The sequence below is a fragment of the uncultured Maribacter sp. genome (genome assembly GCF_947496775.1).
Lineage (GTDB): Bacteria > Bacteroidota > Bacteroidia > Flavobacteriales > Flavobacteriaceae > Maribacter_B.
This window is the reverse complement of sequence record NZ_CANMDU010000001.1, coordinates 798788-821425: the sequence shown is the minus strand read 5'-3', so window position 1 is coordinate 821425 and position 22638 is coordinate 798788. Positions and strand designations below refer to the sequence as shown.

General features: G+C 33.9%; 14 protein-coding genes. 5 read left to right on the top strand and 9 right to left on the bottom strand.

Annotated features, from left to right (window positions below):
- Positions 1-3: 3 nt before the first annotated feature.
- Positions 4-1083 carry an isocitrate/isopropylmalate family dehydrogenase gene (locus Q0856_RS03585; RefSeq protein ID WP_298502703.1) on the bottom strand — a complete coding sequence of 360 codons (1080 nt, stop codon included), beginning with the start codon at positions 1081-1083 and terminating at the stop codon, positions 4-6.
- Between the two features lie 178 nt (positions 1084-1261).
- Here Q0856_RS03585 and Q0856_RS03580 point away from each other — a divergent pair, with 178 nt between their 5' ends.
- From Q0856_RS03580 to Q0856_RS03560, 5 genes are all read left to right on the top strand, one after another.
- Positions 1262-2308, top strand: a complete 1047-nt coding sequence (locus tag Q0856_RS03580; RefSeq protein ID WP_298474344.1) for a LacI family DNA-binding transcriptional regulator — start codon at positions 1262-1264, stop codon at positions 2306-2308.
- A 14-nt stretch (positions 2309-2322) separates the two neighbouring features.
- Positions 2323-5268: a DUF5060 domain-containing protein gene (locus Q0856_RS03575; RefSeq protein ID WP_298502700.1), complete on the top strand. Its 2946-nt coding sequence runs from the start codon at positions 2323-2325 to the stop codon at positions 5266-5268.
- 1 nt (position 5269) lies between these two features.
- A complete protein-coding gene (locus Q0856_RS03570) occupies positions 5270-6100 on the top strand; it encodes a DUF1080 domain-containing protein (RefSeq protein WP_298502698.1) in 831 nt (276 codons plus the stop codon).
- 4 nt (positions 6101-6104) lie between these two features.
- On the top strand, positions 6105-7103 hold the full coding sequence (locus Q0856_RS03565) for a kelch repeat-containing protein (RefSeq protein WP_298502695.1): 999 nt from the start codon (positions 6105-6107) through the stop codon (positions 7101-7103).
- Positions 7104-7450: 347 nt separating this feature from the next.
- Positions 7451-8983 (top strand): arylsulfatase, encoded by a 1533-nt coding sequence (locus Q0856_RS03560; RefSeq protein WP_298503048.1) that lies wholly within the window; start codon positions 7451-7453, stop codon positions 8981-8983.
- Positions 8984-9084: 101 nt separating this feature from the next.
- On the opposite strand, the gene Q0856_RS03555 is transcribed toward Q0856_RS03560, so the two are convergent.
- From Q0856_RS03555 to Q0856_RS03520, 8 genes are all read right to left on the bottom strand, one after another.
- Positions 9085-9711, bottom strand: coding sequence for a bifunctional 4-hydroxy-2-oxoglutarate aldolase/2-dehydro-3-deoxy-phosphogluconate aldolase (locus tag Q0856_RS03555; RefSeq protein ID WP_298474336.1), 627 nt, complete (start codon positions 9709-9711; stop codon positions 9085-9087).
- Complete coding sequence (locus Q0856_RS03550) at positions 9708-10715, bottom strand: sugar kinase (RefSeq protein WP_298474334.1); 1008 nt, start codon at positions 10713-10715, stop codon at positions 9708-9710. Before Q0856_RS03550 ends, Q0856_RS03555 begins: the two co-directional genes overlap by 4 nt.
- 7 nt (positions 10716-10722) lie before the next feature.
- Positions 10723-11880: a mandelate racemase/muconate lactonizing enzyme family protein gene (locus tag Q0856_RS03545; protein ID WP_298502693.1), complete on the bottom strand. Its 1158-nt coding sequence runs from the start codon at positions 11878-11880 to the stop codon at positions 10723-10725.
- 24 nt (positions 11881-11904) lie between these two features.
- Complete coding sequence (locus tag Q0856_RS03540; protein ID WP_298502690.1) at positions 11905-13194, bottom strand: MFS transporter; 1290 nt, start codon at positions 13192-13194, stop codon at positions 11905-11907.
- A 278-nt stretch (positions 13195-13472) separates the two neighbouring features.
- Positions 13473-15227, bottom strand: coding sequence for a RagB/SusD family nutrient uptake outer membrane protein (locus Q0856_RS03535; protein WP_298502687.1), 1755 nt, complete (start codon positions 15225-15227; stop codon positions 13473-13475).
- 13 nt (positions 15228-15240) lie between these two features.
- Complete coding sequence (locus tag Q0856_RS03530; protein ID WP_298474326.1) at positions 15241-18444, bottom strand: TonB-dependent receptor; 3204 nt, start codon at positions 18442-18444, stop codon at positions 15241-15243.
- Positions 18445-18895: 451 nt separating this feature from the next.
- Positions 18896-20179: an MFS transporter gene (locus tag Q0856_RS03525; RefSeq protein WP_298502684.1), complete on the bottom strand. Its 1284-nt coding sequence runs from the start codon at positions 20177-20179 to the stop codon at positions 18896-18898.
- Between the two features lie 126 nt (positions 20180-20305).
- Positions 20306-22402 (bottom strand): helix-turn-helix domain-containing protein, encoded by a 2097-nt coding sequence (locus tag Q0856_RS03520; protein ID WP_298502681.1) that lies wholly within the window; start codon positions 22400-22402, stop codon positions 20306-20308.
- Between the last annotated feature and the right edge of the window lie 236 nt (positions 22403-22638).

The window sequence follows — 22638 nt, the reverse complement described above, 5'->3', positions numbered from 1 at the left end:
GGTTTAAGAGGTTACTAATTCAGATGAATTAATATAATTAACAACACTTTCTGCTACTTCTGTAGTAGTGGAGTTTCCTTTAAGGTCTTTGGTAAGATTGCCTTTAGCGGTAGTATGTTCAATACCTGCAATAATATCTTGTGATGCCTGTGTTTCTCCTAGATGTTCTAGCATTATTGCGGCTGACCATATTTGCCCAATGGGGTTTGCGATATTCAGGCCAGCAATATCAGGAGCTGAACCATGTATGGGTTCAAACATGGAAGGAAATTCTTTTTCGGGATTAATATTTCCACTTCCTCCTAGTCCTAAGCTTCCCATTATAGCTCCGCCTAAATCGGATAGAATATCTCCAAAAAGATTAGTTGTTAAGATAACATCAAAAACTTCGGGACGTAAAACAAAACTTGCTGAAGCGTTATCAATATACATTTTATTGTATTCCACGTCTGGGTATTGTTCTGCTACTTCCGCAATGACTTTATCCCAATAAGCAAGACTATTAATTAAGGTGTTAGACTTAGTTACGTTAGTAACTTTGTTTTTTCTTTTTCTAGCAAGTTTAAAAGAATAATGCGCAATTCGTTCAATACCAAATCTTGTAAATATACTTGTATCCATTGCCATTCCCTCTGGTTGGTCTGGGTACATAGTTTTTCCGGTTTGCACAAACTCTCCCTCATTATTCTCTCTTATCACAACAAAATCAATATCTTCTTCAGTTTTGTCTCTTAAAGGGCTTTTTAAACCAGAAAAAAGTTTTACGGGACGGTAGTTCACGTATTGTTTTAACTCGCTTCTTACTTTAAAAGTATAATCTCTTGCGGGTAGGGTATCATCCACTTCCGTTAAGCCAACGGCTCCAAAATATATAGCATCAAAAGTTTTCATTTGTTCAATACCATCCGTGGGCATAAACTCTCCATGCTTTAAATAATATCCTGCCCCCCAAGATAGGTCTGTTAATTCTAGATTAATGTCATGTTTTTTTGCTGCTGCTTTTAAAACAGATACTCCTGCAGGAACAATTTCTGCTCCAATTCCATCACCGTTTACTACGGCTATTTTGTATGATGTACTCATTTGTGATTTGATTTTTTATTAAAATCTTAAGTTATTTGCGCAATTTTGCGCAAATAAAAATTATGAATATGTTAAATAATTCGCTCTATATTGACAAATATATGTATTTTCGCAATTAAATATTTGTAAATATTGTATTTTTTGCGCAAATTATTGCGCAAAATGTAATTTGGTAATTTTGAGGACATTTAATAGTAAAGAGGAAAAAATAGCTGCTACTTTAAAAGATATAGCGCTTTCTTTAGATATTTCTATATCTACAGTATCTAGGGCTTTAAAAGGTCATCATAGGATTAGTTTGGCTACCCAGCAAAAAGTAAAGCAAAAGGCAAAACAAATTGGGTATAGGTCTTTGGATATGTTGGATAGTCAGAAACAAAAAAATTCTAATTTAATAGGGGTAATAATACCTAAAATTAGTTATCATTTGTATGCTATGGCTATTAGTGGAATAGAGAGTATAGCTGAAGCCCATGGGATGCATATAATTGTTTGTCAATCTAACGAATCTTATGAACGAGAAAAAAGTTTAGTGCAAGAGTTGATTAATGTTGGCGTAAATGGAATTATAGCATCATTGGCTAGTGAAACTAAGAAGTTTGGGCATTTTACAGAATTAAAAAAACTTGGTATTCCTCTTGTTTTTTTTAATAGAGATTGTGATGATATTGTGACCAATAAGGTTACGATAGATAATAAAAGAGCGGCCTATGAGGCCGTAAGTCACTTAATTTCTATTGGCTGTAAACGAATTGCTTATATAGGTGGCCCAGAAATTTTACAGATAAACGCAGATAGAGCAGAAGGTTATAAAAATGCACTAGTTGAAAATGGTTTACATGCTTATGAAGAAGATATTGTGTATAGCAATTTTGATAAAGAAAGTATTTTATCTGCGGCAAGAAAACTATTGTATTCTCCAGAACATCCAGACGGAATTTTGACCTTTAGCGATCAAATAGCAATAAGCGTTATGCTTGCAGCAAAAGAAAGAGGTATATCTATTCCAGAAAAACTTTCTATAATAGGGTTTAATAACGAACCAGTGGGAGAGTTATTGGAACCATCCTTGACTAGTATAGATCAACCAGGGTTTAGAATGGGCGAAGAGGCTGCAAAACTTTTGTTGAAGCAGTTGAATAATCAGGAAGAGCCTTATGAAAAAAAGATTCTAAAATCTTTTTTAGTAGTCCGAAACTCTACGAATAAAAATAAAATAATTTAGTAATTAATATACCAATGAAGCATTTTAAAAACCGACTAAAACAAAACTTAATTATCACAATGTCGTTTCTGATACTTGGGTTTACTTCTTATGCGCAGTCAGAAAAAATACATAAAGAAGAAAAAGGATTACTAATAGTAGAGGCAGAAGAATTTGCGAATCAGTCTAATTCTAGTGTTAGAAAATGGCATGTAATTTCTTCCGATTTTAAGAGTAATTTGGTTGATTCTGATGGAGTTCATGCAGAAAGTGCTAAGGGGGGTAAATACATTGAGATTTTACCAGATACAAGAGTTACTCATGAGGATAAGTTAACTTCCGGTGTAAATTTCAGTAATGAGCCTGGAGAATTAGCGGTGGTTAGTTATAAAGTGAATATTACTTCACCAGGGAGGTACTATGTTTGGGTAAAAGCTTTTAGTACAGGGACTGAAGATAATGGTGTTCATGTAGGAATAGATGGAACATGGCCAGAGTCCGGGCAACGTATGCAATGGTGCGATGGGAAAAATGAATGGAAATGGGCTAGCATGCAAAGAACATTAGAGGTGCATTGCGGGGTTCCAAATAGTATTTATTTAGATATTAAAAAGCCAGGTGTACACGATATTCAATTCAGTATGCGCGAAGATGGTTTTGAAATGGACCAGTGGTTAATGACTCAAAATAAAGAATATAAACCGGAACAAAAGAAAAAACAAGAGAAGAATAACACCTACTCTTTTTGGGATGTAATAAAAGAAAAGAACCCCAATGCCATTATTATAAAAGCGCAAGAGTTTGAAAAGGGAGATTTTTATGAAGATAAATCTTGGTTAGCGGTTAATCCTAATACCTTTAAAGAAGCAGAGGCGCAGTTGAAATTCTCCGGGCCATCAGCATTGTACGATGTTGTTGTTTTCGGTGTAGGGGAAAATGATGGAAGGTCTAGATTTCATTTAAATATAAATCAATTTAATCAAGGAAATTTTAGACCACCTTTAAGTACAGATAGTTTTGAAGAGGGCCCCGATTATGCACACGCATTTTCTGACATACAAATAAATACTAATGATATCATTAAGCTTAAAGCTCAGATAGCTAGTTGGGATGGGAAAGAATATAGTAGAGGTCGTTGGAGCGGAATAGCAATAGTGCAGATAGGAAGAGCGGAAAAATTATTAGAAAGTATTAGACAAGATGTTGCAGCTAAAACAGCCGTAGAAATTACGGGAGAACTTAAAAAATGGCATAAAACTACTCTTACTTTTGATGGCCCTAATACTTCCGAAAAGGCAGATTTTAACCCTTTTATGAACTATAGGTTTAATGTTACATTTAAACATAAGGGTACGAATAAAACATACCTTGTTCCTGGGTATTACGCAGCAGATGGTAACGCTGGGCAAACTTCTGCAGAAAAAGGAAATAAATGGCGTGTTCATTTTTCAGCAGATGAAATAGGGGAATGGACGTATAATGTAGATTTTAGAAAAGGAAATTGGTCTGCTGTAAGTACTAAAGCTAAAACGGGAGTAAGTGGTGGTTTTATGGATGGGGCTTCAGGTTCATTTACTATAACCGAAACAGATAAAATAGGGCGAGATTTTAGAAGAAAAGGAAGATTACAATATGTAGGAGAACGATATTTAAAATTCGCGGAAACTGGGGAATATTTCTTAAAACAAGGCCCAGATGCACCGGAAAATTTTTTGTCTTTTGTAGATTTTGATGGTACTTTTCATAATGATGGGCATAAAGATAATCTAGTAAAAACTTGGGAAGCGCATGAAAAGGATTGGAAAGAAAAAGACCCAACATGGCGCAATGGTAAAGGAAAAGCAATTGTAGGGGCATTAAATTATTTAGCATCCAAAGGGCTTAATTCTGTTTCTTTTCTTACAAATAATATAAAAGGAGATGATCAAAATGTATTCATGTATGTAGATTATGATACCTGGGATAGAATAGACATATCTAAAATGGACCAATGGGAAATTCTTTTTATGCACGCTCAAAAACTTGGATTGTTCTTGCACTTTAAAACATTAGAAGTTGAAAATCAGGGATTATTAGATAATGGTGGCGTAGGTGCAAATAGTAAGTTGTATTACAGAGAATTAATGGCACGTTTTGGGCATCATTTAGCATTAAACTGGAATCTTTGTGAAGAGAATGGAGAATGGGTCCAGAACCATACAACTCCTCCGCAAGAGACTGAACAACGTTTAGCCATGACGCATTATTTTAAAAATAATGATCCATATCACCATCATTTAGTAATACATAACGGGATTCCTTATGACGATTTGTTGGGGCCAGATAGTGGTTTAACAGGCCCTTCAGTGCAAACGCATAAAGCAGATTTTAGTACTATTCATAAAGAAGTTTTGCATTTATTGAAGGCATCTAAGGAAGCAGGTAAGCAATGGGCAGTTGCCGTAGATGAGCCAGGCGATGCGCAGCATTCTTTAGTTCCAGATGCAGATAACCCTAATCATGATACGGCAAGGAGAAATGCCCTTTGGGGAACACATATGGCCGGTGGCTGGGGTAACGAGTGGTATTTTGGGTATAAACATGCGCATTCAGATATTACGTGCCAAGATTATAGATCAAGAGATTTATTTTGGAACCAAGCCGTAAATTGTATTTCTTTTTTTAAAGATAACCACATTCCTTTCTGGGAAATGGAAAATAGAAATGACTTAGTGGGTAACTCTAAAAATGAGCACACGGCATATTGCTTAGCAAAAGAGAGCGATACGTATGTTGTATATCTTAATTCTGTGACTACAACATCTATAGATTTAACAAATGCATCTGGTACTTATGAAGTACTATGGTACAACCCTAAACAAGGTGGAGCATTAGTAAAATCAAAAGTTAAAAAAGTTACTGGAGGAAGTATAGTTGCATTAGGAAAATCTCCTAGTAAAAAACAAATAGATTGGGCAATACTATTAAGGAAAATACAATAACATGTTGTTTGTTGTTAGGCTAATAATCGCAATTTTTATTTTAAGTACTATTGGGTGTGAAGAAACAAATGATGGATACACAGCCCTATATAATGGTAAAGATGTACAGGATTGGGACTGTCAATGTCGTGGTGCAGATAAGAACTTGCCTAAGAAAGTGTTTGCAGCCGGAAACAATGGAGAAATGCATGTTTTTAAAGATTTTCCTAATGAGTATGGAGTTTTTGAGAACAAAAACGAAACGCATTGCATGTTTTTTACCCATAAAAAATATAGTAGATATAGTTTTAAGTTCGATTATAAATGGGGAGAAAAGATTTTTAATAATTTTAAAGATTATCAATATGATGCCGGAATGTACTTTCACGTGTTTAATGCTAAAATATGGCCGGAGGGTATAGAATATCAAGTGCGCTATAATCATATAGAAAATAGAAATCATACAGGAGATATATGGAATTCTGGATCCAAATTCGATTGGTCTGCTGATGAAAATGTTTCTACTTTAGAAAGTAAAACGTATTTACCTATGGAGGATGGTGGAGTTCTACAGCCCCATAAATGGGGTGAACATAGAGCACTTAAAGATGCTACTTATAATGGCTTAAATAGCAAATGGAATCAATGCGAAGTTATTGTTATGGCGGATGCCTATGCTATCTTTAAATTGAACGGTAAAGTGGTAAATGTAATTACGAACCTAAAACATAAAGAAGGGGTAGTTGGTTTACAGGCAGAAACGGCAGAAATTTTCTATAGAAATATAAAAATTAAAGAGTTTAATGAAAATATACCAATAGAAGAGTTTTTGGGTAATCCTAAAAATATATAAAAAGATGAAAAGATTTTTATTGGGATTAATGGCGTTTCAATTACTAGTAACTTCCTGTGAGGAGCCCAAGAAGAAGGCAAGTAAAGAAAATATGTGGCAATATGTTACTACAGTGGACCAATCTGAACCTGTTCCAAGGCACGAAGCAGCATTTGTCGGTGTTAAAGATAAATTTTATTTATTAGGAGGTAGAGGAATTAGACCTGTAAGTATATATGATAACGCAACAAGTACTTGGTCTAACGGGGCTAAACCGCCTATAGAAATACATCATTTTCAGCCAGTAGTGCATAAGAATTTGGTGTATGTTATTGGAGCAATGACTGGTGGCTATCCAGATGAGACACCAGTTCCTAATATATACATTTATAATGTTTCTAATGATAATTGGACTATAGGTGATTCTATTCCCAGAGATAGATTAAGGGGCTCAACAGGAAATGTAATCTATAATAATAAAGTTTATATTTCTTGTGGAATAAAAAATGGCCACATAGGGGAGCATAAAAAGTGGTTAGATACATATGATTTAAAAACAAGAAAATGGCAGATTCTGCCAGACGCACCTATGGAAAGAGATCATTTTCAAGCGGCAATAGTAGGCCATAAAATGTATCTTTTGGGAGGTAGGCAATCTAAAGCCCCTGATGAAACCTTTAAACATACAATAGCCGAGGTTTGCGCTTTTGATTTTCAAGAAGAGAAATGGGAAATTTTACCTAATAATTTACCTACAATGAGAGCAGGGAATATGGTAACCCCAATCCATGAATATATTTGGGTAATTGGCGGAGAATCAGATAACCAATCTGTTGCTCATAATGAGGTTGAGGTTTTAAATACAAAGACGAAAATTTGGGAGAAAAAGCCTGCTTTATTAAGAGGTAGACATGGGTCGGGTATTGTTGTTTATAAAAATGCTTGTTATGTGGCATCCGGGTCTGGAAATAAGGGTGGTTCTCCGGAGTTAAAGAGTATGGAGAAATTTGTTTTTTCTAAATAATATTATGAATGTAAAATGTACACAGTATGTTAAGATGTTATCTGTCTTAATTACATAATTATAAAGGACAGCACTTTTTTAATATGTTACTCTCAGCCTATTATAGTAAGTTGGCTGTATTCGAGTTCTGGAAAAATAAAAATATAATAGATGATTATTAAGCGTATATTTTACGTTTACTGTAAGGGTTGTCAGGTTATATTTCTGTATATTTCCTGAACTTTGAAATTTTTGAAGACATTTGGGGCAATTTTATATCTATTATTTTTAAATTAAATCACTTTGGTAAAATGAAAAAGGTACTTAAAATCACATACTTGGAAAGAATAGTTTTTTTAGTTTTGGTTATGACTTCTTTAACTGTTTTTACATGTTGTAAAGAAAAGAAAGAGGCAGCTATTGTTTCTAAAGAGGAAACTCAAAAAAAACCTAACATCGTATTTATTTATATGGATGATCTGGGTTATGGAGATGTTGGCTTTAATGGTTCTACTGTATTGAAAACTCCAAATATGGATAATTTGGCGAACAACGGTATGCGTTTTACAAATGGTTATGCATCATCAGCTACCTGTACCCCTAGTAGATATGCATTATTAACAGGGTCTTACCCATGGAGAAATGAAAATGCAAAAATACTACCAGGTACTGCGCCATTACTTATTAGTGAAGACCAAATGACTGTGCCAAAAATGTTAAGAGAAAAAGGGTACTATACAGGTGTTGTTGGTAAATGGCATTTAGGTTTAGGAAGCGGACATGTTAATTGGAATGAAAAGGTGAAACCAAGTCCTAATGATGTAGGTTTTGATTATTCCTACATTATGGCTGCTACACAAGATAGAGTTCCTACTGTTTACATTAAGAATGGAGATGTGGTAAACCTAGATCCAAATGATCCTATTGAAATTAATTATAAGGAAAATTTTGAAGGAGAACCTACGGGTGTTGACAACCCAGAATTATTAAAACTAAAATGGCACCATGGACATAACAATAGTATTGTAAACGGTATTCCAAGAATAGGTTATATGAAGGGTGGCGAATCTGCAAAATGGGTAGATGAAGATATGGCAGATCATTTTTTAAAAGGAGCTCAAGATTATGTAAAGAAGCATAAAAACGAACCATTTTTCTTGTATTATGCAATGCAACAACCACATGTACCACGTACACCGCACTCAAGATTTGTTGGTAAATCTGGTTTAGGAGTAAGAGGTGATGTTGTTATGGAGGCAGATTGGTGTGTTGGTCAGTTTGTAAAAACTTTAGAAGAAGAAGGTTTGTTAGAAAATACAATTATTGTTTTCTCTAGTGATAACGGTCCAGTATTGAATGATGGTTATTATGATGAGGCTGTAGAAAAATTAGGAAAACATACACCAGCAGGCGGTTTAAGAGGAGGGAAGTATAGCTTATTTGAAGCAGGTACGCGTGTTCCCTTTTTTACATATTGGAAAGGAAATATTGTTCCGGGTGTTTCTGATGCTTTAGTGTGTCAGTTAGACTTGCTTTCTTCTTTAGCTTCTTTAGTGGGAAGTGATGTTAGAGTAGGTGATAGCCAAGATTTAATGAATGTCTTTCTTGGAAAAAGTAAAATAGGTAGAGATAACTTGGTTTTAGAAGCTGGATCAAGAACAGCTTTAAGGCAAGGAGATTGGGCTATGATACCTGCGTATAAAGGTGTAGCAGTTATGGATCAAGTAAATATAGAGCCAGCAAACTCTGATGTGCCAATGCTATTTAATTTAAAAGATGATTTAGGGCAGCAAAAGAATATAGCAGAAGAATATCCTGAAAAATTAAAAGAGATGATGGATACCTTTATTACTATTCGTGGCGAAAATTACAAGAAGACGCAAAAAATTATATTGAAATAATAGTAGTAGTACTAGCGCATTGTAAAAAAATCGCCTGCTTATAACAGGCGATTTTTTTTGTCAGTAAATGGTGTTTAGAGTTTTATATTGAAAAAATACTTTTACTTAAGGATTTCTTTATATTGCTTGGCTAGTTTCACAATATCATCAAAATCTTTTTCAGAATTAATAGGTTTTGTTAACCCACCACCAATACCTAAACCGCCCGCTCCTGCGGAAATCCAATCCGCAGCAGTTTTAATGTTTACTCCGCCAACGGCGAAAAGGTTAATGGTGTTTAGCGGTCCTTTTACAGCTTTAAAATAATCAAGTCCCATATCACCGGCAGGGAAAAGTTTAACTATATCAGCCCCCGCTTCGGATGCGTTACAAATTTCAGTAGGTGTTATTGCACCCATTAATATAGGAATATCATTTTCATGTGCAATATGTATAGTTTCTATATTAGTATTTGGTGTTACTAAGAATTGAGCTCCCGCTGCAACCGCATTTTGGGCTTTAGCCTTATTTGTAATGGTTCCTGCGCCAACTAGGACATTAGGATACTTAGCTCTAGCTTTTTTAATTTCTTCTAAATAACCAGGTGTGTTAGAGGTTACTTCTAAAGCTCTAATACCACCAGAAACCAGTGCCTCAATAACTTTTTCTACTTGTTGTTGTTCTTTTAAACGTATAACTACAACTATTTTTTCTTCTAGAATAATATTTAGTATTTCTTTTCTTTTCATCGTAAAACGTGTCCCGTTATGTTCCCTTGATATATGGAACTTATTTCTTTTTCATTACTTGTATGTTGATCTCCTTTTATGGTATGCTTTAATGCAAAAGCAGCGGTAGCAAATCCTATAGTTTTTTCTTGACTCCAACCTTTATTTAATCCATGTAAAAAAGCAGCAGCGAAAGCATCTCCGGTACCAAAGCGATCAAGTATGTTTACTTTGTAAGAATTAGATACGGTTGGGGTATCCTTATCTAAATATACACCAGAAAGTTCATTTTCACTTGCGGAATGATGATTTCGTACCGTGAATGCTAATTGATTTATCCCAAATACTTCTTTTGCTTTTTTCGTTGTGTTAATAGTTTTGTCTATTAAATTATTGCCTTGTACATCAATATCATACACATCTTTTAAAACACCATTATTTCCGAAAAGGAGATCTGTGTGCTCTAAAATTCTATCAAATATTTTTCGAGCTTTAGAAACATCACTCCATAGTGTTCTTCTATAATTCATGTCAAAGCTTACGTTAACATTCATTTTTTTAGCTTTTTCAGCTAAAAAAATAACCTCTTCTGCGCATTTCTCGGAGATAGCTGGTGTTATTCCGGAGATAAATAACCATTTTTGGTCTTTGAGAATATTTTCCCAATCGAACTCTTTATGATTTATTCTACTAATAGCAGAATCTTTACGGTCATATATGACACTTGAAGGTCTTATTGAAGAACCAATTTCAATAAAATAGGTTCCAATTCTATCTCCCCCTCGCAAGATGTTATTTGTGTTTATACCATAAGATGCCAATGAATTAATAGCGGCATCGCCTAATGAATTGTTGGGCAATTTTGTAATAAATTGTGTATTGTTTCCCAATTGAGCTAGGGAGCTTGCTACATTTGATTCTGAGCCAGCAAAATGAACTCCAAAATTTTGAGCTGTAATAATTTTTGATCCATGATCGCTAGGAGTTAGTCTAAGCATTATTTCTCCAAAGGTTGTAAAACTCATATGTTATTTACCAATTTGTAAAAGATCCGTCCCTTTTATGTAAGCGAGGGATTTCTATAGGTTTAAATTTTTGTTTTGTTGCGTATTCCTCATCGAAATCTACGCCTAATCCTGGTGTATCCGTTACGGGATATCGGGGTCCTTTTAGTTTGTGTTGTATTGGGTAAAATTTTGGGTCGTTTGTAATAACATGAGCACCAGTATTTACTTCTTCTAACCAACTAAAATTTGGGCATGCCGCTGCTAAATGAATTGTTGCAGCTGTACAAATAGGTCCTAAGGGGTTGTGAGGCATTAAATCTATATAATGAGCTTCCGCCATAGAAGCCACTTTCATGGCTTCGGTAATGCCGCCTACATTGCACACATCTATTCTTGCATATTGAGTAATGTTTTTTTCAATGAATGGAAGAAATTGCCATTTACTAGCAAATTCCTCTCCTATGGCAAAAGGGACATCTATCATTTTGCGGAGATTTTCGTAGGCCTCGGGATTTTCATCACGGATAGGCTCTTCAATAAAATCAATAGTGCCTTTCGGCATTTTTTGCATAAAAGAGTATGTTTCTGCCTGAGAGAGTCTAGTATGGTAATCTATACCAATGGTAATACTCTTGCCTACTTCTTCTCGTAGTTTTGTTACCCATTCAGCAATAATGGATATGGATTCTCTTGGTTCAAATCTGGTTTGGTCATCTTGAGATTCAAATTCAGCAGGAGCTAAGCGAAGCATATTCCAGCCTTCGTTAACTAAATCTTTAGATAGTTTCAAAAGCTCTTCCAAAGAAGAAAAGCGTACAGATGCAAAACATTCTACAAAATCTCTTTGTTTGCCACCAAGTAACTCATAAACAGGTACGCCAAGTGCTTTTCCTTTTATGTCATATAGGGCAATGTCAATAGCAGATATAGCAGCAGTAAGTACTCTTCCTCCCTCAAAGTATTGACCTCTATATAGGTTTTGCCAAATAGCGCCTATTTGATTTGGGTCTTTACCAATTAATAAGGTTTTATAGTGTTCTATAGCACCAATAACGGCAAGTTCTCTTCCAGATAATCCAGATGCTCCCCAGCCATAAATTCCACTATCTGTTTCCACTTTAATAACAAGTTGGCTACCTCCGCCAACATTAATTGGAAATGTTTTTATGTTTGTAATTTTCATTTTTTTAATTTATCTGCTGCTATTTTAAACATTTTCTTTTGGGACAATACGTTCTACTTTTCCGACCATAAAGGTATATGAAAGGACACCTATTAATGAAATAACAGCTATAAAAATCAATGCAGGACTAAAGTCTCCGTCAGCTACAAGATACCCAATAATAGCAGGAATAAATACGGATAAGCCTCCAATAAAGTTAAAAGCTCCTCCTACTAATCCTAAATTTTCTTTAGGAGCTATTAAAGAGACAAAGACCCATGCAATACTTGCAAGTCCCATTCCAAAACCAGCTAAGGCTAAAAATAAAATGATAAAAAAGATATCATCTGTGTAATTGGCCCCAATTATAAAAATAGTCATTAACATTCCTATTATAATAGGTGCTTTTCTTGATACTTCAACAGAAAAGCCTTTTTTGGTTAAAAAATCTGATGTAAAACCAGATAGTAGAATTCCAAAAAAAGCAGCCAAATAAGGTACTGAAGCATAAAAACCTGATTTAACAAAGTCTAGTCCTCTAAATTCTACTAAATAGGTTGGAAACCAAGTTAAAAAGAACCATGTAATTGCCCCTAAACAAAATTGCCCAATATATATACCCCATAATTTTTTGTAGATAAAAGCTTGTTTTAAATCATTTACAGTAAATTTCTTTTTTTCTTTTTCTTTATTTTTTGATCCAATTAATCCGCCTCCTTTTTCTATATATTTTAATTCTGATTCACTTATAGATTTATGATCTCTTGGGTCTCTATAAAAGAAGTACCAGATTACGGCCCAAACTAAACCTATGATACCAGAAACGATAAACAATCCTCTCCATCCTAAGGAATCTTGAATTAATGTTAATACTGGTAGTAAAAATGCTAATCCTAAAAATTGCCCAGACGTATATACTGCAATAGCTGAAGCTCTTTCTTTTTCAGGAAACCATCTACTCACCACTAAATTGTTAATGGGGTATGAAGGAGCTTCAAAAACTCCTATACTGGCTCTTAATCCAATTAAAGCTGCCAATGAGTTTATAAATCCTTGAAACAAAGTAGCTAATGACCAAAGTACTAATATAATGGAGTAGAAAAATCTAGATTTAATTCTATCAGCAAGAATACCTCCAGGTATCTGTAATGCGGCATAGAATATTCCAAAAGCAGAAAACACCCAACCCATTTGTTCTGTGTTTATTCCTAATTCAGTTCTTAAAGCAAAAGCTGCAACCGAAATATTGGCTCGGTCTAAATAATTAATCACCACAGTAATAAATACCATGACTAGTATGTTGTATCTTTTTTTAGTGGTAGTCTTATCTATCATTATTGATTAGTTTTAAAATCCTTGCGAAAATATTAGTATCTAAAGAATTTAGTTAGCACACATAATTAATATGGCATAACTAATGTCTTTTTAGAAAGTTTAATGGTTCGTTTTTAAGTAATTTAAAATCATATGTCTTTATTACTTTTTAATTTATGAGATAAGGGCGAAAAAAGCTTTGTTTTTTTGATAGAAAAGAAAGTTAAAAAAAACGGTAATTGACAAAGTATGTCGCTTACCGTTTTTGCTCAAAACTTAACTCAAATAATAACTATTTTTTAATACGCAGGGTCTTGAGTTAATACCCCTGATTGTAAATCTAACTGCGTTTGTGGTATTGGAAAATGATCGTCTTGACCATCTGTATACGTGGCTCCTTGAATCCAAGGAAGCTTGTTGCTAGATAATTCTGACGCTAAATACGCGTTCATAGTTTCAGCATCTATTCCCCAACGTACTAGATCTTGAAAACGCATTCCTTCTAATGCAAATTCTAAACGGGTTTCATGACGAACCGCTTTTCTTGCATAATCTTGATCAGGAAAAGAAGGATATAATCCTAATAAATAGTTTGCAGCTGGCTGACTTTCGTCAATAACCACTGCATCATCTGCACCGAAAGTGGTATTGCTGATTCGTCCCATAACGATATCATCTTGAGCTCTAAGACGAATTTGATTAACTAAAGTTCTAGCAGTTTCCAAATCATTTTCTTCAACAGCAACTTCTGCTCTCCAAAGAATAATATGACCTAACCTGAATAATCTCCAGTTATTACCATTTAAACCAGCGGACCAGGTTGGGGTATTAATAGAAATAGTCCTAAAGTTTCTTTTGTAGAACATTATCTTTTTGTTTAGGAAAGGCCCCATTCCTGCTTGGTCTAACATCCAATCTCCACCGGACATTGGCCCCCAATCAAAGAAAGGAATACCTCTTCTTGCTATAGTCCAGTCTACTCTAGGGTCAAGAAGTTCAGCTGTTGGTGTAAAAGGATCCGTATCTAATAAACCATAATCTTCTAATAATAAATCATCTTGGAATGTATCTAATAAAGGTAATCCTTGTGCATCAACTTTAAAGGCATTAAATAAATCGAAACTAGGAGCACTATAAGCACAGCATAAACCTATATCTGCTCCTCTGGGAAATAAGGTTCTATGGTCGGATCCAGCATTTTCTCCTCCAGCAGCACCGTCATTTACAGTGTATTGTACTTCAAAAATACTTTCAGCATTATTTTGCTTTTCTTCATCATGGTTATCATAAAAGTGATCCATTAATTGAAAAGGGCCATTATTTATGATGTCATCTAATAAAGGTTTAGCCAAGTCAAATTCATTTTGAAACATATGAACACGAGCTTTTAAAGCTTTAGCAGCCCAACGTGAAGCGCGGCCTACTTCCGCAGGAGCCTCAGCCATACTGTTGTCAATACCCCATTGAATATCAGCTTCAATATTGTCCCAAACTTCAGTTGCGTTAGATACCTCTTCAGGAACTACATCTTCCGTTATATATGGTATTTTTTCAATTTTTGTTCTTAATTGAAAATGAAACCATGCTCTTAACCATCTTGCCTCGGCTTCAATTTGTTTTGCTGATTCTGAAGGAATCTTATCTCCAGCAGTTCTAAGCACATTTATAACATCATTTGCTCTTGCTATGCCATCGTAATTTGCGTTCCACAGACCTTCAACCCATGGATTGGTAGGGTCCACTTCATATCTTTCAATTAAGTTAATGGCACTCCATCCACCAGTTTGATCTCCACGATGCATATCATCAGAAGGTACATCTCCCCAAACCCAATTAGTTGCGGAAGCTTCACCAGCACCACCAGGTCCTCCAGCGGAGAAGCCATCTATAACAGAGTATGCCCCTATGAGTAATAGATTAGCACCAGACTCATCCGAAAGCGTATCTATTGTTACTACTCCTCTTGGAAACTCTTCTAAAAATTCGTCTTTACATGAGCTAATAATAATTCCTAGAATTATTAAAAGACTTATTTTGCTATATAATCTTTTCATTTTGTTTTTTTTATTATAAACTAACATTTAATCCAAGAACAAACTGTTTTGGTTGTGGCCAAGTTCCAAAGTCGAAACCTTTATTTATCGCACTGTTTTGATTATTTACGTCAAAAGCAGGAAATACTTCTACATCTAAACCTGAGTAATCATCAAAAAGAGTAATTAAATTAGTCCCCATTAAATAAATACGCATGTTAGATACACCTATTTTTTCTAAAGCACTAGTGGGTATGTTATATCCTATTTGTAGTGATTTTAGTCGTAAGAATGACCCATCTTCAACTAGATCTGAGTGTGTATTTTGCTCAAAACTTGTTGTACTAGATGCTTTTGGTAAAACAGCATCTTCATTATTTTCTAAATAAGGACTTCCCCAGGATTTATATAAGCGATCGGATGCTTTTGGACCTTGGAATAAACCATATCTAGTAAATCTATTGTAATAATTAATTAAATCATTACCAACACTAGCATACCATAAAGCGGTAAGGTCAAAGTTTTTATACTGCATACCTATATTTAAACCAGCTGTAAAATCAGGGTGTGGGTTACCTATAGAGGTTCTGTCATCTGGAGTAATTTCTCCATCGCCATTTATATCTTTAAACTTTAAATTACCTGGTTGGTTATAAGTTCCATTAGTTGCATGAGCATCTGCTTCTGCTTGTGTTTGGAAAATACCTTCTACCTCATAACCAAAAAACTCAGGGAATGAATATCCATTTTGAGCTCTAGTGTAGGTTTGTCCTCTTTCGCTTCTTCCTGTAATAAAATCAGAATCTCCGCCAGATAACTGGGTCACTTCATTTTTATAGGTAGAAACATTTGCTCCTAAGCTATATGTAAAGTCTTCCCCTATAGAACCATTATAATTTAATTCTATATCTAAACCTTTGTTGTCCATAGTTCCTATGTTAACGGCAGGGAAGGCTCCTTGACCTACAACAGCGGGTAATGCAATAGGAAATAACATATCACTTGTTTTCTTTCTCCAAATGTCTACACTTAAATTTAATCCGCCAACAATAGTGGCATCAATACCAAAGTTTGTAGACTCTGTAGTTTCCCATACAGCATCTGGATTTCCAAATGCTATAGATTGGTATCCTAAAGCAATTGTGTTGTCACTACCGCCAATCCCGTAATAAGAATTTCCTAAACCAGAACCGAACGTACTAAAAATGTTGCTATTACTTCCAATTTGGTCATTACCAGATTGACCCCAACCGAATCTAAATTTTAATTGGTTTAACCAACCACTGGTTCCTTCCATAAAGTTTTCTCTAGAAACAACCCAACCTGCGGATACAGCAGGGAAATAGCCAACTCTTTTATCCGATGTAAAGATAGATGAGGCATCTCTCCTTACAGTACCTTCTATCATATACTTGTTATCATAAGAGTAGTATAGTCTTGAGAATAAAGAGAATAAAGACCCAGCATTAGCGTTAGAATCATTTGTTATGGCATCTGCTCCAGCTGTTATGTAATAAAAATCGGGATTCGTAGAAATATAACCTGCACGACCTGCTTCTATTTCATCAAAAGTGTTTTTATAAGATTCCATCCCAAGTAACACATCTAGATTATGAACCTCCGAAAAAGTTTTAGAGTAAGTTAGCGTGTTAGAAAAGTTCCATGTTAGTCTATTACTTCTTGTTTCTGATAAAGTATTAGTAAAAGAACCATTAGTATTTTCTGGATCTCCAAATCTTGGGTCATGATTGCTAAACCAGTTCATGTTATATCCAAATAAAGACTTAAATTTTAAATCTTTTAAAGGCTCTATTTGCATATAAAAATTACCTGTAAGGTTTAAAGTTTTTCTTAAATCTCTTCTATTTCTGAAGTTACTACCTACTGGGTTAGGACCATCGTTTAGATTACCTCCAACAATACCTCCTGCATAATTACCGCCTTCATCTAAAATCGGAATTAAAGGACTTGTCTCTGCTATAGCGTTAAAACCTATTGTGTTACCTTTACTTTCTGTGAACGTAGCACCTAGTCTTTGACCAATAGTTAACCAATCTGTAATTTCAGAATCAATGTTAGATCTAAAGGCGTATCTATTAAAAGAATTATATTTAAATACACCTTCTTCGTCAAAGAAGCTGGCATTTAATGCGTATGTGGTTTTTTCTGATCCACCGCTAACAGAAAGTCCGTATTCTTGTAACATTGCAGTATTGTCATACATTTCTTCTAACCAATCAGTACCATTTTGATTTGTACGAGTTATAGGGTAGTTTCTTTCTTCGTATAAAGAAGGGTCTGTAGATGGGTCGCCATTTGATGCTCCATTTGGAAATAAATAATCATTTACTCTGGTAGCTGTTATATCATTAGGGTCAAACTGAAAATGCGCATGGTTCGGTGTAATACCATCATTTGTTTGCTCTAACCAAATCATTTGTCCAATTAAATTAGGATCGGTAACTAAGTCCATTTTAGCATTACTTTTTCCAATACCCGTTTTAACATTTATTTGAAGTTTAGCTTTTTGGTTTTTTCTACCAGACTTTGTTGTAACTAAGATTACACCGTTTGCCCCTCTAGAACCATAAATTGCTGTAGAAGATGCATCTTTAAGAACCTGAATATTTTTAATTTGATCTGGTGGAGGTATGGAACCACCAATAGACCCGTCAATAATATATAAAGGGTTGTTACCGTTGATACTACCTAAACCACGAATCCTTACTTGCGCTTGTTGTCCTGGTCTTGCGGATGCTACTACAGTTACACCTGAAGCACTACCCTGTAATGCTCTTGTTGCATCTGCTGATGGTTGCTGATCTAAAAAATCATTGTCTACCGTACTTACAGCTGTTACAACGTCGGTCTTTTTTCTAGAACCATAACCAATTAGAACTACTTCTTCTAAAGCTTCGGCATTTTCAGATAACTGTACAGAGATGGTTGTGTTATCTCCAACAATAACTTCTTTGGTCGTAAAACCAGTGTAACTAATTAAAAGGACATCTCCTTTACTAGCCGTAATTGTAAAATTTCCGTCAAAATCGGAAACAACACCTGTTGTTGTGCCTTTTACGACAACATTGGCGCCAATTAGAACCTCATTGAGGTTGTCTGTAACTGTTCCCGATATCTGATTAGATTGGGCTTGTACAGTTGTAATACTTAAAAGCATAATTAAAAAACCATATAGATACCTAAATGGTCTTAATCGTGTAATTAATCTGTTTTTCATAGAATTAATTTAAAGAGTTAATTGTGTTAGTTTATGGAAGGTTGCCTCATGTTTGTTTTAATAATAAAATAATTTATTCTTAAAATTTTGACAATTCAGCAAATATCCATCACAAAAATTGACATTTTGGTAGGTTTTTTGGGGTATTTAGTGGTCATATTTAAGGATTTTTTAACAATGAAATTTGTAGGTCTTCTGAAGTTTTATTTTGCTGTATATTAGTTCATTTGCACTTATTTTGAACTATAAATATTGGTATTTGACCGGAATTTACTTTTTTAAATTCCCGAAAACATTATTAAATGATGGTTTTAATATATAAATTAAAACAAAAATACTTGTTCTAATGATGAGAATAATGCGGTTTGATTGATTTATTCATTCATTTCTATATAACAGAAAGAATATATTAGGGAAGTCATATAGGAAATATTACTAACGGAAATGTGATTTATTCTAAATCTACTCTTTTAATCTTTCCAACCATGAATATGAAGGCAAGTAGACCCGTTATAGTAAGGCCTACAATAAAAAATATTGCTGGTCTAAAATCTCCATGTTGTACTAAATATCCAATTATTATTGGGGTAATTATAGCGGAAAACGCACCAATAAAATTAAAAGTACCTCCAACTATGCCTATTAGTTTTTTTGGGGACATTAAGGATATAAATATCCAAGTTGTACTTGCGAAGCCATTGCCAAAAAAGGCAAGCGCAAGAAAAAATATTATGTAACTAGTGTTGTTTGTGTAATTTACTCCAATAATACAAGTTGATAATAGCATTCCGCAGATTATGGGAAACTTACGGGCTATTTCTTTAGAGTATCCTTTCCTTACTAATAAATCGGATGTAAAACCAGAGAGAAGTACGCCTACAAAGGCTGCTAGGAATGGAATAGAGGCTAAAAATCCAGATTCTAAAAAATCTATTCCTCTGTATCGGACTAAGTAAGTTGGAAACCACGTAAGGAAGAAAATTATTAGAGAGCCAATACAGAATTGACCTATGTATAATCCCCAAAGTTTGGAGTTTATAAAGGCGTATTTTATGTCATTCCATTTAAAGCTAGAAGATTTTTTTTTCGAAATGTTATTATTATCGTCTTGAGTTATGTAATCTAATTCAGATTTACTAATTGTCTTATGATTTTTTGGATCACGATAATATTTATACCAAATAAGCCCTAAAACAAGTCCTGAAATACCGGAAACAATAAATAGCCCTCGCCAGCCCATATAATGTTGAATTGACACTAGTACTGGAGTCAGAAAGGCTAGGCCTACATACTGCCCTGAGGTATATATGGCGATAGCAGATGCTCTTTCTCTTTCGGGAAACCATTTGGTTATTATAGCATTATTTGTAGGGAAAGAGGGAGCTTGAAAAACGCCAATACTTGCTCTTAACCCAATTAATGCATAAAAAGAACTAACCAAGCCATGGAATAGGGTTGCTATGGACCACAAAATAATCATAAACGTATATAAAAATCTGGCCTTTATATTATCAACGAGAATTCCTCCAGGGATTTGTAGGAGAGCGTAGGACCAAGCAAAAGCGGAAAATATATACCCCATTTGTACAGAATTTAAACTTAAGTCTTCGCTTAACTGGTATGCTGCAACTGATATATTACTTCTGTCTAAATAATTAATAACCACAGAAATAAAAACAAGAGTTAGTATATTAAATCTCTTTCTAAAAATTGGTGCTTGCTCTTTAGAATTCATTTTACTTTTAAGCTTTTTAATAGTTGAGTTGAATTAAAATTTAAAATACAAAAATTAGAATAAGTATTGCTGAAGTTTAATGGAAAAGTAAGTGTCTGTAAAATTTTAAAAAGCCTTAAAAAGATATTAATTAGGTAGAAAAAAATCTTTGATGCCAGACTCCTTTAAATTTTTATACTTAGAAGCAAATGTAGAAGGGGAATCACCAAACATTTTTCTAAAGCATTTTCCAAAATAGTTAGGGTCATTAAAACCAACTAGATAGCTTATTTCTGAAACACTCAATTGATTTTGAGCGAGTAGGTTAGCAGCACGTTTAAGTCTAATAGTTCTTATGAATTCGTTTGGGGCATGACCAGTTAAATGTTTAAGCTTTCTAAAAAGAGTAGAGCGGCTAATATTCATGTCTATTGCAAGTTGGTCTACACTATAAGCTTCGTTTTCTAAATGCTTTTCTAATATGTCTTTAATGTTGTTAAGGAATTTTTGATCGTTAGAATTTAAAGTTATTTGGTCTAACGTTATATGTTCTTGAGTTGTAAAGTGCCTGTGTATTTTTGTTCTGGATTCTACCAATTTATCTACCCTTAATCTCAAAAGTTTCATTTTAAATGGTTTGGGTATATATGCATCCGCGCCAGATTCAAATCCTTCGATTCTATTTTCTACAGAGTTTAAGGAAGAAAGTAAAATTATGGGTATGTGACTTGTGCGCACATTATTCTTTAGTTGGGAGCATAACTCAATACCGCTAGTTTCTTCTGTAGAAACGTCTCCAATTATTAAATTGGGAATTTCTTTTAGGGCGATGTTTAAGGCGTCTTTATTGTTTTCGGCTTCCAAAATTCTATAGTCAGAACTTAACTCATTTTTTATTTGGTTTCTGATATCCGTATCGTTGTCAGATACTAGAACAGAAGGAGTAATACTTATTGTTTGTTTCTCTTCTTCGTCAGTAATAGAAATTTGGTTAGTATTTGCTCCTTTGGGGATAATTTGAGATGAATTTGTGGAATAGAAATGTATGTTATCTATAGGGAGCTGTATGTCATATCCATATTGTGTTATAGATATATTACCAAAATGCATTTTTAGAATCTCTTCTACAGATTCAATATTTTCTTGTAATTGATTATTGTTATTTCTTTTTGTTGCTAAGGATGTATGAGTGCTAGAACCTAAATTTTTATTGATATTTGGTAATGCTATTTTTATGAGAATATGTTTGCAATTGAATTCTTTTCCTTCTTTTACAACAGTTAATGAATCTTCCGGAATTATAGTAGAAATAACTATTTCACTATTATTTGCTGCTGTATTAATGGCATTTGTTAATATTGTATTCATTGCGGACTCCATTTTAGCAACATCAAACCATATTTCTCTAGATAACAGTTTACTTTTGAAAGTGATTTGTATTTTTTTAGTGCTAGCTAATATTTGATTAGTGTTAATTGTATCTCGTAAAAAATCTATAATATTTGTTTTGGCTAATACTAATTTAGATTCTTCAATTTCAATCTTTCGATAATCTGTTAACTGATTAACAACCCCAAGTAGTTGTTTTACATTGTGTTCAATATATTTTAATTTAGTTTGTACAAAAACATCATTATTTTTTGAAGATAATAGGTCCTGAATAGGGTCTAGTATGTTTGTTAAAGGAGATTTAAAATCATGAGTTAAAGTAGTGTAAAAATGTAATTTTAGGCGATTAATTTCATTGTTAGCCTCATGAACTTTAAATAAATTCCTTTCATTAATTCGTAGTTGATGATTGTATTTGGATATTAAAAGTAGACTAAGAAGAAAAGTTCCCATAAATATAAAAGGCCATCCTTTTGTGCCATACGGTGAGTGTGTTTTGCTTGCTAATGTTTTGGGCATGGCGAACCAAATAGTGTTGTCTTGTTCGCTTAATTGCGCTTTAATAGGGGTGTCTTTTTTTAAAGCTTTCTTTGTGGAAATTGAATACAGAGAAGTGTTAAGTAAAGGTTGGGGATTATTATTTTTAATTTCTTTAATAAAGCTGAAAGATTCTATATCCGTTTCGTGATTTATTTCCCAAGGAAAAACTTTTGACGCGCGCAGGTTATTTTTTACTTCGTTAGCTAAAACCGGGGTGCAAAATAATAGGAGTAATAAACCTGCTGCTATAATAGAAGCGGTGCTATTCCATTTTTTTGTTTTGAAAAGTATTGTGTATGTTATTTTGTTTTGCATTCAATTTTTTCTAAAAAAAAATATAGATGAATAGGTATTCTGTTGTTTCGTATATGTAATATACTGAAAATTAATATTTTCTAAAAGAAACTGATTCGTTTATTTTTTGCTCTATTTGTTAGGGATGATTTTATGTAGATTATTTTATGGCTTTACTTATATATTTTGAAATAGTATTTTTTTTGGTAATAAATTGTTTTTCAGCTGGTTAAGTTATTTTTTTCTTTTAAAATAAG

Coding starts and splice junctions, on each gene's coding strand:
- Q0856_RS03540 (WP_298502690.1), bottom strand. CDS start 13,194: ATGATAGATAAGACTACCACTAAAAAAAGATACAACATACTAGTCATG.
- Q0856_RS03565 (WP_298502695.1), top strand. CDS start 6,105: ATGAAAAGATTTTTATTGGGATTAATGGCGTTTCAATTACTAGTAACT.
- Q0856_RS03560 (WP_298503048.1), top strand. CDS start 7,451: ATGACTTCTTTAACTGTTTTTACATGTTGTAAAGAAAAGAAAGAGGCA.
- Q0856_RS03535 (WP_298502687.1), bottom strand. CDS start 15,227: ATGAAAAGATTATATAGCAAAATAAGTCTTTTAATAATTCTAGGAATT.
- Q0856_RS03525 (WP_298502684.1), bottom strand. CDS start 20,179: ATGAATTCTAAAGAGCAAGCACCAATTTTTAGAAAGAGATTTAATATA.
- Q0856_RS03570 (WP_298502698.1), top strand. CDS start 5,270: ATGTTGTTTGTTGTTAGGCTAATAATCGCAATTTTTATTTTAAGTACT.
- Q0856_RS03585 (WP_298502703.1), bottom strand. CDS start 1,083: ATGAGTACATCATACAAAATAGCCGTAGTAAACGGTGATGGAATTGGA.
- Q0856_RS03530 (WP_298474326.1), bottom strand. CDS start 18,444: ATGAAAAACAGATTAATTACACGATTAAGACCATTTAGGTATCTATAT.
- Q0856_RS03555 (WP_298474336.1), bottom strand. CDS start 9,711: ATGAAAAGAAAAGAAATACTAAATATTATTCTAGAAGAAAAAATAGTT.
- Q0856_RS03575 (WP_298502700.1), top strand. CDS start 2,323: ATGAAGCATTTTAAAAACCGACTAAAACAAAACTTAATTATCACAATG.
- Q0856_RS03545 (WP_298502693.1), bottom strand. CDS start 11,880: ATGAAAATTACAAACATAAAAACATTTCCAATTAATGTTGGCGGAGGT.
- Q0856_RS03520 (WP_298502681.1), bottom strand. CDS start 22,402: ATGCAAAACAAAATAACATACACAATACTTTTCAAAACAAAAAAATGG.
- Q0856_RS03550 (WP_298474334.1), bottom strand. CDS start 10,715: ATGAGTTTTACAACCTTTGGAGAAATAATGCTTAGACTAACTCCTAGC.